The organism is Pedococcus sp. P2_E2 (genome assembly GCF_056403955.1).
On sequence record NZ_JBFUEM010000001.1, the window covers coordinates 1,134,253 to 1,150,019 of the forward strand.

At 70.0% G+C, this 15,767-nt stretch carries 15 protein-coding genes; 10 read left to right on the forward strand and 5 right to left on the reverse strand.

Annotated elements, in window-relative coordinates; all coding sequences use genetic code 11:
• Window positions 1-57: 57 nt before the first annotated feature.
• The 4 genes from AC1DWR_RS05410 to AC1DWR_RS05425 are packed head-to-tail and all read left to right on the forward strand — an operon-like array spanning window position 58 to window position 3,146.
• Window positions 58-981 carry a COX15/CtaA family protein gene (locus AC1DWR_RS05410; protein WP_477612831.1) on the forward strand — a complete coding sequence of 308 codons (924 nt, stop codon included), beginning with the start codon at window positions 58-60 and terminating at the stop codon, window positions 979-981.
• 39 nt (window positions 982-1,020) lie between these two features.
• Window positions 1,021-1,209 carry a hypothetical protein gene (locus AC1DWR_RS05415; protein ID WP_477612830.1) on the forward strand — a complete coding sequence of 63 codons (189 nt, stop codon included), beginning with the start codon at window positions 1,021-1,023 and terminating at the stop codon, window positions 1,207-1,209.
• 54 nt (window positions 1,210-1,263) lie between these two features.
• The gene (locus tag AC1DWR_RS05420; RefSeq protein WP_477612829.1) at window positions 1,264-1,845 is read left to right on the forward strand and encodes an ArsR/SmtB family transcription factor; all 582 of its coding nucleotides are present in this window, start codon (window positions 1,264-1,266) and stop codon (window positions 1,843-1,845) included.
• On the forward strand, window positions 1,842-3,146 hold the full coding sequence (locus AC1DWR_RS05425) for an MFS transporter (protein ID WP_477612828.1): 1,305 nt from the start codon (window positions 1,842-1,844) through the stop codon (window positions 3,144-3,146). Before AC1DWR_RS05420 ends, AC1DWR_RS05425 begins: the two co-directional genes overlap by 4 nt.
• Here AC1DWR_RS05425 and AC1DWR_RS05430 read toward each other — a convergent pair.
• Entirely contained in the window at window positions 3,133-4,083 is a 951-nt protein-coding gene (locus AC1DWR_RS05430; RefSeq protein WP_477612827.1) for a heme o synthase, read from the reverse strand. The genes AC1DWR_RS05425 and AC1DWR_RS05430 overlap by 14 nt on opposite strands.
• A gap of 163 nt (window positions 4,084-4,246) precedes the next feature.
• On the opposite strand from AC1DWR_RS05430, the gene tkt reads away from it, so the two are divergent.
• Genes tkt through pgl form a run of 6 tightly spaced genes read left to right on the forward strand, consistent with a single transcriptional unit; the run spans window position 4,247 to window position 12,824 of the window.
• On the forward strand, window positions 4,247-6,406 hold the full coding sequence (gene tkt, locus AC1DWR_RS05435; RefSeq protein WP_477612826.1) for a transketolase: 2,160 nt from the start codon (window positions 4,247-4,249) through the stop codon (window positions 6,404-6,406).
• A gap of 6 nt (window positions 6,407-6,412) precedes the next feature.
• Complete coding sequence (gene tal / locus AC1DWR_RS05440; RefSeq protein WP_477612825.1) at window positions 6,413-7,558, forward strand: transaldolase; 1,146 nt, start codon at window positions 6,413-6,415, stop codon at window positions 7,556-7,558.
• The gene (locus AC1DWR_RS05445; RefSeq protein WP_477612824.1) at window positions 7,555-9,234 is read left to right on the forward strand and encodes a glucose-6-phosphate isomerase; all 1,680 of its coding nucleotides are present in this window, start codon (window positions 7,555-7,557) and stop codon (window positions 9,232-9,234) included. The genes tal and AC1DWR_RS05445 overlap by 4 nt, the downstream gene beginning before the upstream one ends.
• A complete protein-coding gene (gene zwf, locus AC1DWR_RS05450) occupies window positions 9,231-10,775 on the forward strand; it encodes a glucose-6-phosphate dehydrogenase (RefSeq protein ID WP_477612823.1) in 1,545 nt (514 codons plus the stop codon). Before AC1DWR_RS05445 ends, zwf begins: the two co-directional genes overlap by 4 nt.
• 55 nt (window positions 10,776-10,830) lie before the next feature.
• A complete protein-coding gene (opcA, locus tag AC1DWR_RS05455; protein ID WP_477612822.1) occupies window positions 10,831-12,093 on the forward strand; it encodes a glucose-6-phosphate dehydrogenase assembly protein OpcA in 1,263 nt (420 codons plus the stop codon).
• Complete coding sequence (pgl, locus tag AC1DWR_RS05460; RefSeq protein ID WP_477612821.1) at window positions 12,090-12,824, forward strand: 6-phosphogluconolactonase; 735 nt, start codon at window positions 12,090-12,092, stop codon at window positions 12,822-12,824. Before opcA ends, pgl begins: the two co-directional genes overlap by 4 nt.
• A 64-nt stretch (window positions 12,825-12,888) precedes the next feature.
• Here pgl and AC1DWR_RS05465 read toward each other — a convergent pair whose 3' ends face one another.
• The 4 genes from AC1DWR_RS05465 to AC1DWR_RS05480 all read right to left on the reverse strand — a co-directional run bounded on the left by AC1DWR_RS05465 (window position 12,889) and on the right by AC1DWR_RS05480 (window position 15,764).
• Entirely contained in the window at window positions 12,889-13,239 is a 351-nt protein-coding gene (locus AC1DWR_RS05465; RefSeq protein ID WP_091782702.1) for an RNA polymerase-binding protein RbpA, read from the reverse strand.
• A gap of 113 nt (window positions 13,240-13,352) precedes the next feature.
• Complete coding sequence (secG, locus tag AC1DWR_RS05470) at window positions 13,353-13,598, reverse strand: preprotein translocase subunit SecG (RefSeq protein WP_477612820.1); 246 nt, start codon at window positions 13,596-13,598, stop codon at window positions 13,353-13,355.
• 74 nt (window positions 13,599-13,672) lie between these two features.
• The gene (tpiA, locus tag AC1DWR_RS05475) at window positions 13,673-14,479 is read right to left on the reverse strand and encodes a triose-phosphate isomerase (protein ID WP_477612819.1); all 807 of its coding nucleotides are present in this window, start codon (window positions 14,477-14,479) and stop codon (window positions 13,673-13,675) included.
• 76 nt (window positions 14,480-14,555) lie between these two features.
• Entirely contained in the window at window positions 14,556-15,764 is a 1,209-nt protein-coding gene (locus AC1DWR_RS05480) for a phosphoglycerate kinase (protein WP_477612818.1), read from the reverse strand.
• Window positions 15,765-15,767 lie beyond the last annotated feature (3 nt).

Here is a 15,767-nt window from a genome sequence, read left to right on the forward strand (position 1 = left end):
CCATGAGGGGACTCCCCCAACCGCGTCAGGGTCCGCCCTGAGCCGTACCCTCGTTGCGTGACCGCAGCACCAGCCTCGACCTCCACCATGGCCGCACCGGTGGCCTCCGCCGGACGGGTGTGGCTGCCCAGGATCCTGCTCGCCAACCTGGTCGTCGAGGTGCTCATCGTCGTCACCGGCGGCCTCGTCCGGCTCACCGGCAGTGGGCTCGGCTGCCCCACGTGGCCGCAGTGCGTGCCCGGCTCCTACACCCCCGTCCCCCACCAGGCGGAGGGGTGGCACCGCTACATCGAGTTCGGCAACCGCACACTCACCAGCGTGGTCAGCATCGCGGCCCTTGCGACCGTGTATGCCGTGTGGCGCTGGGCCGCGCGCCGTCGCGACCTGCTCGTCCCCGCCCTCGGCGTGCTCGCCGGGGTGGGCGTCCAGGCGGTGCTCGGCGGGATCACGGTGCGCACCGGCCTCAACCCGTTCACCGTCTCGGCCCACTTCCTGGTGTCGATGTGCCTCGTCGCCACCTCGGCCTACCTCGTCTTCCGCGCACCGGAGCCGGCCGGGCCACGGCCGCTGGTCGTGCACCCCCTCGTCCAACGGCTGGGCTGGGCCACCTGTGCGGTGGCTGCGGTCGTGCTGATCCTCGGCACCGTCGTCACCGGCTCGGGTCCGCACTCGGGCGACGCCGACGAGCCGGCCCGGTTCGGCCTCGACCCGCGCACCATCTCCTGGCTGCATGCCGATGCCGTGATGCTGTTCGTCGGACTGGTGATCGCGATGTGGATCGCGAGCCGGCTGGGCGACGGGCCCGCGGCTCCCGGCCGCGCCTGGGCCGTGGTGCTCGTCGTGACCCTCGCCCAGGGTGTGGTCGGCTACACGCAGTACCTCACCGGACTGCCGTGGGTCGTCGTCCTGGTGCACATGTTCCTGGCCACCGTGCTGGTGGTGACGCTGACCCGCGCCATGGTGCGACTCCGCGCGCACTGACCCCTACCCAGGACGAGCCCCGAAGAGCACACTCGGGCCATGAGACCTCAAGCGGACGTGCTCCGTGGCCACGCAGGGCAGCTCGTGGCGATCATGCTGCTCCTGGCCACCCTTGCGATGTGGTGGTCGGTGCGCGGCTCTGGTGAGGACTGCGCCGTTTACGGCGCCTCACCCCAGGCGGCCAGCCTCTCCACCGTGGGCCAGACGCCGATCGGCTGCGTGCGCTAGACCATTCCACAAGGACTCTTGTGCAACCTTCGTTGTGCAAATAGTCTTGTGCACATGCCCGCCAAACAACGCCCAGGAGTCAGGACCGTCACCGAGGCCAAGGCCCTCGCGGCGATGGCCAACCCGTTCCGCTCGCGGATGATGGACGCGCTCAAGGTCGACGGCCCGTCAACCGCCTCCGCCCTCGCCGCCCGCACCGGGCAGGCCGTCGGCAGTGCCAGCCACCACCTCAAGGTGCTGCACGAGGCCGGCCTGGTCGAGGAGGCACCCGAGCTCGCCAAGGACCGCCGCGAACGCTGGTGGCGCCTGGTCGACCCCGGCACGCGCTGGTCGCGCGCCGACTTCGCCGACGACACCGCAGCAGTCACGGCCGCCTACGCCGCCGAGGCGCTGGCCCTCCAGCGCCAGTTCGACCGCACCCGTGAGTGGAACGCCAACGCCGCGTCCGTCCCCGAGTGGGACGCCGTCTCCTTCGCCACCCAGAACTGGATGAAGGTCTCCCCCGACGAGCTGCAGCAGGTGGCCGACGAGATGGTCGACGTGCTGATGCGGTGGTCGCAGCGCGAGGTGCCTGACGACGGCGTCGAGCGCGAGTCGGTGTTCGTCTTCGCCCGAGGGTTCCCGGCCCAGCCATGACGACCCACACCACACCGGTTGCCCCGCCTCCCCCACTGGCCCGCAACCGGAACTTCAGCCTGCTCTGGTTCGGCGAGGGCGTCAGCGTCCTCGGCAACGCCACCACCTCGGTCCTGCTCCCGCTCCTGGCCGTCGTCGGCTTCGACGCCGGCCCCGGCTGGATGGGTGCGCTGACGGCGGCGGCCTGGGTGCCGTGGCTGCTCATCGGGCTCCCCGCCGGCGCTTGGGTGGACCGGCTGCCGGCCCGCCGCGTCATGGTCGTGAGCGACCTCGTCGCGGCCCTGACGCTGGCCAGCGTTCCGGTCGCCTGGCTCCTCGACGTCCTCACGCTCCCCCATCTCGCGGTCGCGGCCTTCTGCAACGGCGTGTGCACCGTCTACTTCCGCGCCGCCTACCCGGCGTTGGTGCGGCAGGTCGCCCGGCGCGAACAGCAGGAGGCTGCGTTCGCACGGTTGTTCGGCACCGAGTCGGCCATGCAGGTCGCCGGCCCCGGGGTGGGCGGTCTCCTCGCCCAGGCGATCTCCACGGCCGGGGGCATCCTCGTCGACGCGGTCAGCTTCCTCGTGTCGGCGGTGTGCCTCTGGCGGCTGAAGCTGCCCGCCGCCGAGCCCCACCTGGCGGAGGACGTCGAGGTGGCATCGCTGGCCCGACGCATCCGCGAGGGCATCGACTACATCCGCCACGACCGGATCATGCGCTTCTTCATGGTGATGCGCGGCATGAGCAACTTCGGCCTCACCGGCTACGCGGCGCTCCTCGTCCTGTTCCTGGTCCGGGAGGTCGACCTCGGCTCGGGGGCGGTCGGCCTGGTGATGGCCGTGGGCTCGCTGGGCGGCGTCATCGGGGCGGCCGTCGCGACCCGCGTCTCGCACCGGCTCGGCTCGGCGCGGGCCCTGCTCGCCCTGCAGGTGCTGGCCGGGCCACCCGCCCTGCTGGTGCCGCTCGGCGCTCCGGGCGCCGGTCTGGTCGCCCTGGTCGCGGGAATGCTCCTCGTGGGCGTCGGCGTGGTCGCGGGCAACGTGATCCGCGGTGCCTGGCGCAACCGCTACGTGCCCGAGCACATGGTGGCCAGACAGGTCACGACCATGCAGGTCATCAACTACGGCACCATGCCGCTGGCCGGCATCGCGGCCGGCGCCCTGGGCAGCACCTTGGGGCTGCGCCCGACCATCGCGGTGATGGCGGCCATCCACGTGGTGGCCTGCCTGTCGATGTGGTGGAGCCCGCTGCGCGGACTGCGCGAGATGCCCGGCCCTGTGGCCGAGGTCAGGGATCCGGCCGTCAGCGTCAGCGAGAGATGACCGGCAGGTAGAGCAACGGGTCGACGGCAACACCGAGGAACAGGATGCCCACGTAGGTGATCGAGAAGTGGAACAGCCGCATCGGCTTGAGCGCCTGGGGGTCCGCACCGGTCCTGGCGACGCGCAGCAGGCGGTGCGCCTCGAGCAGGAACAGCAACCCGGTGACCAGTGCCGTGCCGAGGTAGATCCAGCCCATCGGGTTCACCCACACCAGGGCGAGCGACACGGCCACCATCGCCCAGGAGTAGGCCACGATCTGGCGGGCCACGACGACGAACTTCTCGACCACCGGCAGCATCGGCACGTGGGCCGCGGCGTAGTCGTCCTTGAACTTCATCGACAGCGGCCAGTAATGCGGAGGCGTCCAGAAGAAAATGACCAGGAACAGCATCACGGCCGACCACGACACCGAGTTCGCCACTGCCGACCAGCCGATGAGGACGGGCATGCAGCCGGCCGCGCCGCCCCAGACGATGTTCTGCGCGGTGCGGCGCTTGAGGATCATCGTGTAGCCCACGGCATACATGACGATGGCGCCGAGCGAGAGGGCCGCCGAGAGCCAGTTGACGACCACGGCGAACCACACGGTCGAGACGACGGTGAGGACCACCCCGAACACCAGCCCCTCACGCGGGCTGATCTCGCCGGTCACCATCGGACGGTTGCTCGTGCGGTGCATCTCCGCGTCGATGTCGCGGTCGTAGACACAGTTGAACGTATTGGCGGCGCCGGCACTGAGCGCACCACCGACGAGGGTGGCCACGATAAGCCAGAGCGAGGGAATTCCCTTGTGCGCCAAGAACATCACCGGCACCGTCGTCACCAGCAGCAGCTCGATGATGCGGGGCTTGGTGAGCGCGAGGTATGCCGCTGCCTTGCGTCTGCGACCCGGGGCCGAAGACGCGGAGATCCGGGCAGACGGATCGAGTGCGGTCACGGCGTCCTTCGTGGGTGGTGCAGGGGCGGCTGGCCGGGTCAGTCTATCCCCGGCCCGGCGATGTCCTGTGGACGGGACTGGATGCGACGCGGATCACCTCCGGGACTAGTCTCGGATCGTCGTCGTGCGCCGCCTGTGCAGCTCAGTGTGAGGAGAACCATTCGTGCCTACCACCACTCGTTCCGCCAAGTCCCAGCCCGCCCGGAAACGCAGCAGCTCACTGCGTCCGCCGGTCGCGCGCAAGGCCGGCTGGACCGACCTGGACGTCCGTGCCGTCGACACCGTCAGGGTGCTTGCCGCGGACGCCGTCCAGAAGGTCGGCAACGGCCACCCGGGCACGGCGATGAGCCTGGCCCCCGCGGCATACCTGCTCTACCAGAACGTGATGCGCCACGACCCGTCCGATCCGCACTGGCTCGGCCGCGACCGGTTCGTGCTGTCCTGTGGCCACTCGAGCCTCACTCAGTACATCCAGCTCTACCTGTCCGGCTACGGCCTCGAGCTCGACGACCTCAAGGCGCTGCGCACCTGGGGTTCGCTGACGCCCGGCCACCCGGAGGTGCACCACACCAAGGGGGTCGAGATCACCACTGGCCCGCTGGGTTCCGGCCTCGCCTCGGCCGTCGGCATGGCGATGGCACAGCGTCGCCAGCGCGGCCTGTTCGACCCGGACGCAAAGCCCGGGACCAGCCCGTTCGACCACCACATCTGGGTGATGGCGTCCGACGGCGACATCATGGAGGGCGTCAGCCACGAGGCGTCAGCGCTGGCCGGCCACCAGGAGCTCGGCAACCTCACCGTCATCTACGACCAGAACACCATCTCCATCGAGGACAAGACCGAGATCTCCTTCTCCGAGGACGTCGGCAAGCGCTACGAGGCCTACGGCTGGAACGTCGTCACGATCGACTGGCGTGGTGACGGCACCAGCGGTGGTTACGTCGAGAACGTCGACCAGCTGCTCGCCACCCTGGAGAAGAGCCGCACGTCCAGGAAGCCCACGTTCGTGGTGCTCCGCACCATCATCGCCTGGCCCGCACCGACCAAGCAGGACACCGGCAAGTCGCACGGCTCGGCCCTCGGCGACCCCGAGATCGCCGCCACCAAGGAGCTGCTCGGCTTCGACCCGGCCAAGACCTTCGAGGTCCCTCGCCCGCTGATCTCCCACACCCGCAAGGTCGGGGCGCGTGGCAAGGCCGCCCACAAGGCGTGGGACAAGGGGTATGCCGCGTGGCGCAAGGCCCAGCCCGAGCGGGCGGCCCTGCTCGACCGGCTTGTCGCGGGTGACCTGCCCGACGGGTTCGAGAAGGCCGTGCCGACCTTCGCGGCAGACCCCAAGGGCATCGCGACGCGAGCCGCCTCGGGCAAGGTCCTCGGCGCCCTGGCCGACGCGGTCCCCGAGCTCTGGGGTGGGTCGGCGGACCTCGCCGAGTCCAACAACACCACGATGGACGGGCAGCCCTCGTTCATCCCCAAGTCGAAGCAGACCCGCGAGTGGTCCGGCGGTCCCTACGGACGGACCTTGCACTTCGGCATCCGCGAGTTCGGGATGGGGCTGATCCTCAACGGCATCGCCCTCGAGGGCCTGACCCGCCCCTATGGCGGCACCTTCCTCGTCTTCTCCGACTACATGCGCCCCGCCGTGCGGCTCGCCGCGATCCAGCAGGCGCCAGTGACCTTCGTCTGGACCCACGACTCCATCGGGCTCGGCGAGGACGGTCCGACCCACCAGCCGATCGAGCACCTTGCGGCGCTGCGCGCCATCCCGTCCTTCGACGTGGTGCGGCCGGCGGACGCCAACGAGACGGCCGCCGCCTGGGTCGCCGTCCTCAAGAACAAGCGGCCGGCCGGTTTGGCGCTCAGTCGCCAGAACCTGCCGATCGTCGACCGCACGGTGGCCGGCAAGGTCAGTGGGGTGGCCAAGGGCGCCTACATCCTCTTCGAGTCGAGCAAGGCCACCCCCGACGTCATCCTCGTCGCGACCGGCTCCGAGGTGCAGCTGGCTGTCTCCGCTCGCGAGACGCTGGAGGAGTCGGGTGTCGCGACTCGCGTCGTCTCGATGCCCTGCCGTGAGTGGTTCGACGAGCAGACCCCGGCCTACCGCGAGAAGGTCCTGCCCGCAGCCGTCAAGGCCCGGGTCTCCGTCGAGGCGGGCGTGCCGCAGGGCTGGCGCGACATCGTCGGCGACGCCGGCGAGATCATCGGGATCGACCACTTCGGCGCCTCCGCAGATGCGGCGACCCTCTTTCGCGAGTTCGGTTTCACTCCTGCCGCTGTCGTGGCGGCGGCCAAGAAGTCCCTCAAGACCGTCAAGGGAAAGTGAACAGAAATGACTGACAACGCAGCACTCAAGGCCCTTGCCGACAACGGCGTCTCCGTCTGGCTCGACGACCTGTCCCGCGAGCGCCTCGAGACCGGCAACCTCCAGGAGCTCATCGACACCAAGGGCGTCGTGGGGGTCACCACGAACCCCTCGATCTTCCAGGCCGCGCTGGCCAAGGGAGACCGCTACGACGCCGACCTGCGCACGTACGCCGCCCAGGGCAAGACGGTCGACGAGACGGTGTTCGGCCTGACGACCGAGGACGTCCGCAACGCCTGCGACATCCTGCGTCCGCTGTACGACTCGACCAACGGCGTCGACGGCCGCGTGTCGATCGAGGTCGACCCGCGGCTGGCCCACGAGACCGCCAAGACGGTGGACCAGGCCAAGGAGCTCTACGCCGCCGTCGACCGCCCGAACGTCCTCATCAAGATACCGGCCACCGTCGAGGGGCTGCCGGCCATCTCCCAGACCCTGGCCGAGGGCATCAGCGTCAACGTGACCCTGATCTTCTCGCTCGACCGCTACCGCGGGGTGATGAACGCCTTCCTCACCGGGCTCGAGCAGGCTCGTGAGGGCGGCAAGGACCTGTCGCAGATCCACTCGGTCGCGTCCTTCTTCGTGTCGAGGGTGGACACCGAGGTGGACAAGCGGCTCGACGCCATCGGTACCGACGAGGCCAAGGCCCTCAAGGGCAAGGCCGCCGTGGCCAACGCCCGCCTGGCCTACCAGGCCTTCGAGGAGGTCTTCGCGACCCCGCGCTGGAAGAACCTCGCCGACGACGGCGCCAACGCCCAGCGCCCCCTGTGGGCCTCGACCGGCGTGAAGGACCCGGCCTACTCCGACACCCTCTACGTCACCGAGCTGGTGGCCCCCAACACCGTCAACACGATGCCCGAGAAGACCCTGGACGCGGTCATCGACCACGGCGAGGTCACCGGTGACACCGTCACCGGCACCTACCAGGACGCTGGTGGGGTGCTGGACGCCTTGGAGGGCCTCGGGATCTCCTACGCCGACGTGACCGCCCAGCTCGAGCGCGAGGGCGTCGACAAGTTCGAGGTCTCCTGGGGCGAGCTGCTGGACGAGGCACAGTCCGACCTCGACCTCGCTCGTGCCGACGTGGAGCAGTCTGGCAAGGGCGACCAGTGAGCTCACTCGGCGTGGTGGCATCAGGCGCCGCTGCCGATGCCATCGCCACCAAGGTGGCCGACCTCGTCGGGGTCCAGTTCGCGAGCAAGCTCTTCGCCCAGGACGCGACTCTCTGGGGGCCGGAAGCCGAGTCCGAGTCGGCGATCCGCCTGTCCTGGGTCAACCTGCCCCGGTCGTCCCGGCCTCTGCTCGGGGAGATCGCGGCGTTGCGCGAGCAGCTCCGCGGTGAGGGCGTGGACCGGGTGGTCCTGTGTGGCATGGGTGGTTCGTCCCTTGCCCCTGAGGTGATCTGTGCGACGGCGGGCGTCGACCTCGTCGTCCTCGACTCCTCCCAGCCCGACATGGTGCGGGCCGCGATCACCGACCTGGAACGGACTGTCGTTGTCGTCTCCAGCAAGTCGGGATCGACCGTGGAGACGGACTCGCAGCGCCGCGTGTTCCAGGCGGCGTTCGCGGAGAAGGGCATCGACCCGACCACGAGGATCGTCATCGTGACGGACCCGGGCAGCCCGCTCGACGAGGAGTCGCGCGCCAGCGGCTACCGGGTCATCAACGCCGACCCCAACGTCGGCGGTCGCTACTCGGCGCTGACGGCCTTCGGCCTGGTTCCCTCCGGCCTCGCCGGAGCTGACATCGAGGCGTTGCTCGACGATGCCGAAGCCGTGGCCGACGTGCTCAGCGCCGACGACGACGCCAACCCCGGCCTGCGCCTGGCCGCCGCCATGGCGGGCACCGATCCCCTGCGCGACAAGTTCGTCATCGTCGACGACGGGTCGGGCATCGTGGGCTTCGCCGACTGGGCCGAGCAGCTCATCGCCGAGAGCACCGGCAAACAGGGCACCGGCATCCTGCCCGTCGTCGTCGGTGGCGACTCCGACCCCGAGGTGGCCTGGCCGGCGCGTGATGTCACCGTCGCCCGGCTGGTCGGTGACTCCGACGACGATCTCACCCTTGGAGCAGATCCCCAGGGCGAGGCCGACGCCAGCCGCTCCGAGGTCGCCGTCAGCGGCCCGCTCGGAGCCCAGCTCCTCCTGTGGGAGGTGGCGACCGCCGCCGCCGGACGGTTGCTCGGCATCAACCCGTTCGACCAGCCCGATGTGGAGAGCGCCAAGAAGGCGGCCCGTGCGCTGCTGGACCAGGGCATCGGCAGCGCCGAGGCTCGCGCCGCCACCGACCGAGCAGTGGAGATCCGCTCCCTCGGCGGCGAATGGCTCGGCGGCGCCAGGACCGTCCCCGAGGCCCTCACCGCACTGTTCGACCAGCTCGACCCCGAGCACGGCTACGTCGCGGTGATGGCCTACCTCGACCGGCTCACGGACGCGGCCCTCGCCGACGTGCGCCCCGGCCTGGCACGGCATACCGGACGTCCCACGACGTTCGGGTGGGGTCCCCGTTTCCTGCACTCGACCGGTCAGTTCCACAAGGGTGGGCCGGCGACGGGCGTCTACCTCCAGATCACGACCGCGCCGCACGAGGACCTGGCGATCCCCGGACGCGAGTTCAGCCTGGGTGACTTCATCGCCTCCCAGGCCGCCGGCGACGCCCAGGTCCTCGCCGAGCACGGTCGTCCGGTGCTGCAGCTGCACCTGACCGAGCACGACGCCGGCTTGGCGCAGGTCACCCAGGCCCTCACGGAACTGGCTCCCTCGCTGGCCCCATCGGAAGGCACCACATGAGCCCAACGCGGGTGACGCAGGACAGCAACCCCCTGCGCGATCCTCGTGACAAGCGACTCCCCCGCATCGCCGGCCCCTGCGGCCTGGTCCTCTTCGGCGTCACCGGGGACCTCGCGCGCAAGAAGCTCATGCCGGCGATCTACGACCTGGCGAATCGTGGGCTGCTTCCTCCGGGCTTCTCGCTCGTCGGTTTCGCCCGTCGCGACTGGGCGGACCAGGACTTCGGCAAGATCGTCTACGACGCGGTCAAGCAGCACGCCCGCACACCGTTCCGCGAGAGCGTGTGGCGCAACCTGGCCGAGGGATTCCGTTTTGTGCCAGGCACTTTCGACGACCCGACGTCCTTCGACCTGCTCGCCCAGACGGTCAAGAACCTCGAGCACGAGCGTGGCACCGGTGGCAACCTCGCGTTCTACCTGTCGATCCCGCCGTCGTCCTTCTCCGTCGTGTGCGAACAGCTCGAGCGGTCCGGGCTGAGCAAGCCCGAGGCGGACGCGTGGCGTCGCGTGGTCATCGAGAAGCCCTTCGGCCACGACCTCACGAGCGCACGCGAGCTCAACGACATCGTCGAGGGTGTCTTCCCGCCTGACGCGGTGTTCCGCATCGACCACTACCTCGGCAAGGAGACCGTCCAGAACCTGCTGGCCCTGCGCTTCGCCAACCAGATGTTCGAACCGGTCTGGAACGCCAACTACGTCGACCACGTGCAGATCACCATGGCCGAGGACATCGGCATCGGTGGACGGGCCGGCTACTACGACGGCATCGGCGCGGCCCGCGACGTGATCCAGAACCACCTGCTCCAGCTCCTCGCCCTGACCGCGATGGAGGAGCCGGTCTCGTTCGCGGCGGAGCACCTCCGCTCCGAGAAGGAGAAGGTGCTCTCGGCGGTGCGGCACCCCAAGGACCTCGGCAAGTCCACCGCCCGCGGCCAGTACGCAGGCGGGTGGCAGGGCGGCGAGCAGGTCATCGGCTACCTCGACGAGGACGGTGTCGCCAAGGAGTCGCGCACCGAGACGTATGCCGCCATGAAGGTCGAGATCGACTCCCGCCGTTGGGCCGGCGTCCCGTTCTACCTGCGCACCGGCAAGCGGCTCGGCAAACGGGTCACGGAGATCGCCGTCGTCTTCAAGAAGGCGCCGCACCTGCCGTTCAACGACACCGCGACCGAGGAGCTCGGCCAGAACGCCATCGTCATCCGCGTCCAGCCCGACGAGGGCATCACGATGCGCTTCGGCGCCAAGGTGCCGGGGGCCCAGATGGAGGTGCGCGACGTGACCATGGACTTCGGCTACGGCCGTGCCTTCACCGAGTCCAGTCCGGAGGCCTATGAGCGCCTCATCCTCGACGTCCTGCTCGGGGACCCGCCGCTGTTCCCTCGGCACGAGGAGGTCGAGCTCTCCTGGGAGATCCTCGACCCGGTCGAGGCCTACTGGGCCAAGCAGCGCAGCACGGTCGAGCCCTACGTCGCCGGTGGTTGGGGTCCGGCCACGGCCGACGAGATGATGCACCGTGACGGCCGTGTCTGGAGAATGCCATGAGCACCCCACACAGTTCTCCCCCGCTGCGCTCTTCCGACACTGATCGGGGACCCCGGTGATCGTCGACCTGCCCAGCACCAGCACCGTCGCGATCAGCAAGAAGCTGGTCGCCCTGCGCCAGGACACCGGGGCGATGGCCCTGGGTCGCGTCCTCACCCTGCTGATCGTCGTCGACGAGCAGGATGCCGAGGAGGCCATCCAGGCCGCCAACGACGCCAGCCGGCAGCACCCGTGCCGGATCATCGCGGTGGTCATCGGCAACAAGCGTGGCCAGTCGCGCATCGACGCCCAGATCCGCGTGGGCGGTGACGCGGGAGCCAGCGAGGTCGTGGTGCTCCGGCTCTACGGTGCCCTGACCGACCATGGGCGCAGCGTCGTCATCCCCCTGCTGCTGCCCGACTCTCCCGTCGTGGCCTGGTGGCCCACCGATGCCCCCACGCACCTGGCGCAGGACCCGATCGGTTCGATGGCCCAGCGGCGCATCACCGATGCCGCAGAGGCCAAGCACCCGCGATCCGCGCTCCAGGCACGGGCTGGCACCTACACCCGGGGCGACACCGACCTGGCCTGGACGCGCGTGACCCTCTGGCGGGGACTGCTCGCCGCCGCGATGGACCAGCCACCGTTCGAGCCGGTGACCGAGGCAACCGTGACCGGCGGCTCGGACTCCCCGTCGACGGACCTGCTGGCCGCCTGGCTCGCCCAGACGCTGCGCTGTCCGGTCCGCCGGGCTCGCTCACGTTCGGGCACCGGCATGGTCAGCGTCCGGCTCGAGCGCCGCAGCGGCGCCATCGACCTGGTCCGACCCGACGGCGCCATCGCCACGCTGAGCCAGCCCGGGCAACCCGTCCGACGCATCTCGCTGGCCCGCCGTGCCACCGCCGAATGCCTGGCCGACGAGCTGCGCCGGCTCGACCCGGACGAGATCTACGAGGAGGCGATCCGCAGCGGGCTCGCACGGATCGGCACCAAGACGGTGACCGCCAGCGAGGCCGTCCGCGAGGGCGAGGCGCCCTCGGTCAAGGAGGCCGAGCGAGAGTCACGCAGGATCGCCCGAGCCAGTGCCAAGACAGCCAGCTCGGAGATGGTCCAGGCAGCGACCCCGGCGTCCACGTCCGACACGGCTGTCGTCAAGAAGGCAGCGGCCCGCAAGCTCGCCAAGGGCACGACTTCCGGCGCCACCACCAAGGCGAAGGCGGCCAAGGCCGTCAAGCCGGCGAAGGCCGTCAAGTCCCCGACGGGCGTCAAGTCCTCGACGGGCGTCAAGGCGGCGAAGACCGTCAAGTCCTCGACGGGCGTCAAGTCAGGCAAGGCATGAGCGCCGCAGTGCTCGTGGTCGTCCATCCCGACAAGCAGGCGGTGGCCGACGCCGGCGCCGCGCGGCTCGTCACGGCCCTGCTCGACCTGCAGGCCGCCGGACGCGCACCCCACGTGTCGCTGACGGGTGGCTCGCTCGGCTCGGCGATCATCGCCTCGATCCTCCAGGTGCCGGCCCACACGGCGGTCGACTGGTCGAGGGTCTCGGTGTGGTGGGGAGACGAGCGCTACCTGCCCGCCGGGGACGCCGACCGCAACGACACCCAGAACGATGCCGCTGGGCTGGACCGCCTCGGGCTCGACCAGGCCAAGGTCCACCGCGTCGCCGGGCCTGACGCCAGCGACTCGGTCGAGGACAGCGCGGAGCGGTACTCGGCAGCGGTGCGTGGCAGTGGTGGGGGCGAGTTCGACATCATGATCCTCGGCGTCGGTCCCGACGGCCACGTCGCATCGCTCTTTCCCGGGCATCCCGCCCAGCTGACCACCGAGGCAATCGCCGTCGCCGTGCACGACTCGCCCAAGCCACCTCCGGACCGTGTGTCGCTCACCTTCGAGTGCCTCAGCCGGTCCGACCGCGTGTGGTTCCTGGTGGCCGGCGCGGACAAGGCCGAGGCGGTGCGCAACGGAGTCGAGGGGGCTGGGCCCGAGCTGTCCAGCGCGGCGCAGGTGCGCGGCCTACGCGAGACGATCTGGCTCGTCGACGCGGACTCTGCGACCGACCTCCCCACCTGAGTTCGACCACATGACGAAGGGCTGCTCCCGATGACCGGGAGCAGCCCTTCGTCTGTGTCTGTTGCTACTGGATGAGCTTGCGCTCCCGCAGCGTGGCGAGGGCCTCGTCGAGGATGGCCTTGCCGTCGGCGTCGGAGCGACGCTCCTTCACGTAGGCCAGGTGCGTCTTGTAGGGCTCGACCTTCGGCGGGGCCGGCGGGTTGGCCTCGTCCTGACCCGCGGGGAACCCGCAGCGCGGGCAGTCCCAGGTCTCGGGGACGGCCAGGCCCGGCTCCTCCGCGAAGCTCGGTCGGGTCTGGTGGCCGTTGGCGCACCAGTAGGACACGAAGACGCGGGGTGCGGCCTCGCCGCGTTCGGCCTCGCCCATCGGGCCGGCGCCGACTCGGCTGCCTCGGATTGCGTTGCCACCTGCCATGTGCGAAAGGTCCTTGTCTGGTCAGGAAGAGTCTGGTCTGGGGAGAGCTGGTCTGTGAGTGCGTCAGTGACGCGCGGTCAGTGCGTGGTCGGGTCGAGCTGCCGGTCGGGAGCTCAGGCGGAGAACCGGTCGATGAGGCCGATCCCCACGATGCAGGCGAACCAGATGACACCCACGGCCACGGTGAACCGGTCGAGGTTGCGCTCGGCCACCGAGGAGGACCCCAGTGAGGTGGACATGCCGCCACCGAACATGTCGGACAGACCGCCGCCCTTGCCCTTGTGGAGCAGGACCAGCAGCGTCAGGAACAGACCACCGATGACCAGCAGTACCTGCAGGCCAATACGTACGGCTTCCACGGAGCACCCATCTCGAGTCGACGTCAGTTGGTGCTGCCGAAAAGGCAGCAAGGTTCAGGATACCTGCTGGCCGCTCAGGCAGTGGCCAGGTGGTCGCGGTAGCGGCAGATCGAGGCGAACTCGGCCGGGTCGATCGACGCGCCACCCACGAGCGCGCCGTCGACGTCCTCCTGGGACATGATCGCCGCGACGTTGTTCGCCTTCACCGATCCGCCGTACAGCACGCGCACCCCATCGGCCAGGTCGCCGGAGTACAGCTCCGCCAGCTTGGTGCGGATCGCGGCGCAGACCTCCTGTGCATCCTGCGGCGTGGCGACCTCACCGGTGCCGATGGCCCACACCGGCTCGTAGGCGATGACGATGGTCTTGGCCTGCTCGGCCGTGACATCGGCCAGGCCCGCCTCGAGCTGCATGAGGACGTGCGCGAGGTGAGTCCCCTCCTGGCGCACCTCGAGGTGCTCGCCGACGCAGAAGATGGGGGTCAGGCCGTGCCGGTAGGCCGCCTTGACCTTGGCGTTGACGACGTCCTCGGACTCCTGGTGGTACTCACGCCGCTCGCTGTGGCCGGCCAGCACGTACGTGCAGCCGAGCTTGGCGAGGAAGGCACCGGAGATCTCGCCCGTGTAGGCCCCGGAGTCGTGCTTCGACAGGTCCTGGGCCCCGAAGACCAGCTGGAGCCGGTCGCCGTCGATCAGGGTCTGAACGGACCGCAGGTCGGTGAACGGTGGCAGCACCGCGACCTCGACCGCGGCGAAGTCGTGCCGGCCGTCGCGCAGGGTCCAGTCGAGCTTCTGCACGAGGTGGGTGGCCTGCAGGTGGTCGAGGTTCATCTTCCAGTTGCCGGCCATGAGGGGCGTGCGTCCGGAGGTCTTCGCTGCCATCAGGTTGTCGTCCTAGGGGTATGCCGGTGGGCCGGGCTGCGAGCCCGGCCCACCGAAGGGTCTTGGTCGGGCTGGGTCAGGCGGTGGTCTCGTCGAGCACGGTGAGCCCCGGGAGCTCCTTGCCCTCGAGGTACTCCAGGCTCGCGCCACCGCCGGTCGAGATGTGCCCGAACTGGTCGTCGTCGAAGCCGAGCTGGCGCACGGCAGCCGCGGAGTCGCCACCACCGATGACGGTGAGGGCCCCCTTCTCGGTCGCCTCGACCAGGGCCGCGGCCACCGCAGCCGTGCCTGCGGCATACGGCTCCATCTCGAACGCACCCATCGGGCCGTTCCAGAAGACCGTCTTGCAGTCCTTGAGCTTCTCGGCGAACAGCACCCCGGACTCGGGCCCGATGTCGAGCCCCATGCGGTCGGCGGGGATCGCGCCGGCGGGCACCACGTCGCGCTCGGCGTCGGCCGAGAACTCGGTGGCGGCGACGATGTCGACCGGGAGGACGATCTCGACGCCACGCTCCTTGGCCTGCTCGAGGTAGCCCTTGACCTGGTCGAGCTGGTCGGCCTCGAGCAGGCTCTTGCCCACCTCGTAGTCCTGGGCGGCGAGGAAGGTGAAGACCATGCCACCGCCGATGAGGAGGCGATCGGCCGTCTGGAGCAGGTTGTCGATGACGCCGAGCTTGTCGGAGACCTTCGCACCACCGAGCACCACGGCATACGGACGCTCCGGGTCCTCGGTGAGGCGCTTCAGGACGCCGACCTCGGTCTCGACGAGCCCGCCCACGGCCGACGGCAGCAGCCGCGCGACGTCGTAGACGCTGGCCTGCTTGCGGTGCACTACACCGAAGCCGTCGGAGACGAAGACGTCGGCCAGCCCGGCGAGCTGGCGCGCGAACTCGGCGCGCTCGTCGTCGGTCTTGGCCGTCTCTCCCGGGTTGAACCGGAGGTTCTCCAGCAGCACGACGTCGCCGTCCCGGGCCGCCTCGACCGCCGCCTTGGCGCTGTCGCCCACCGTGTCGCTGGCGAACGTGACGTCGCGGCCGAGGACCTCGCCGAGGCGAACAGCCACCGGAGCCAGCGAGTACTTGTCCTCGGGCGCGCCCTTGGGCCGACCGAGGTGGGCGCACACGATGACGCGGGCACCCGCCTCGGACAGCGACGCGATGGTGGGCGCCGACGCGCGGATGCGCCCGTCGTCGGTGATCGTCGTCCCGTCCAGGGGCACGTTGAGGTCTGACCGGACGAGGACGCGCTTGCCGCGCAGGTCGCCCAGCTCGGAGATCGAGTGCATCAG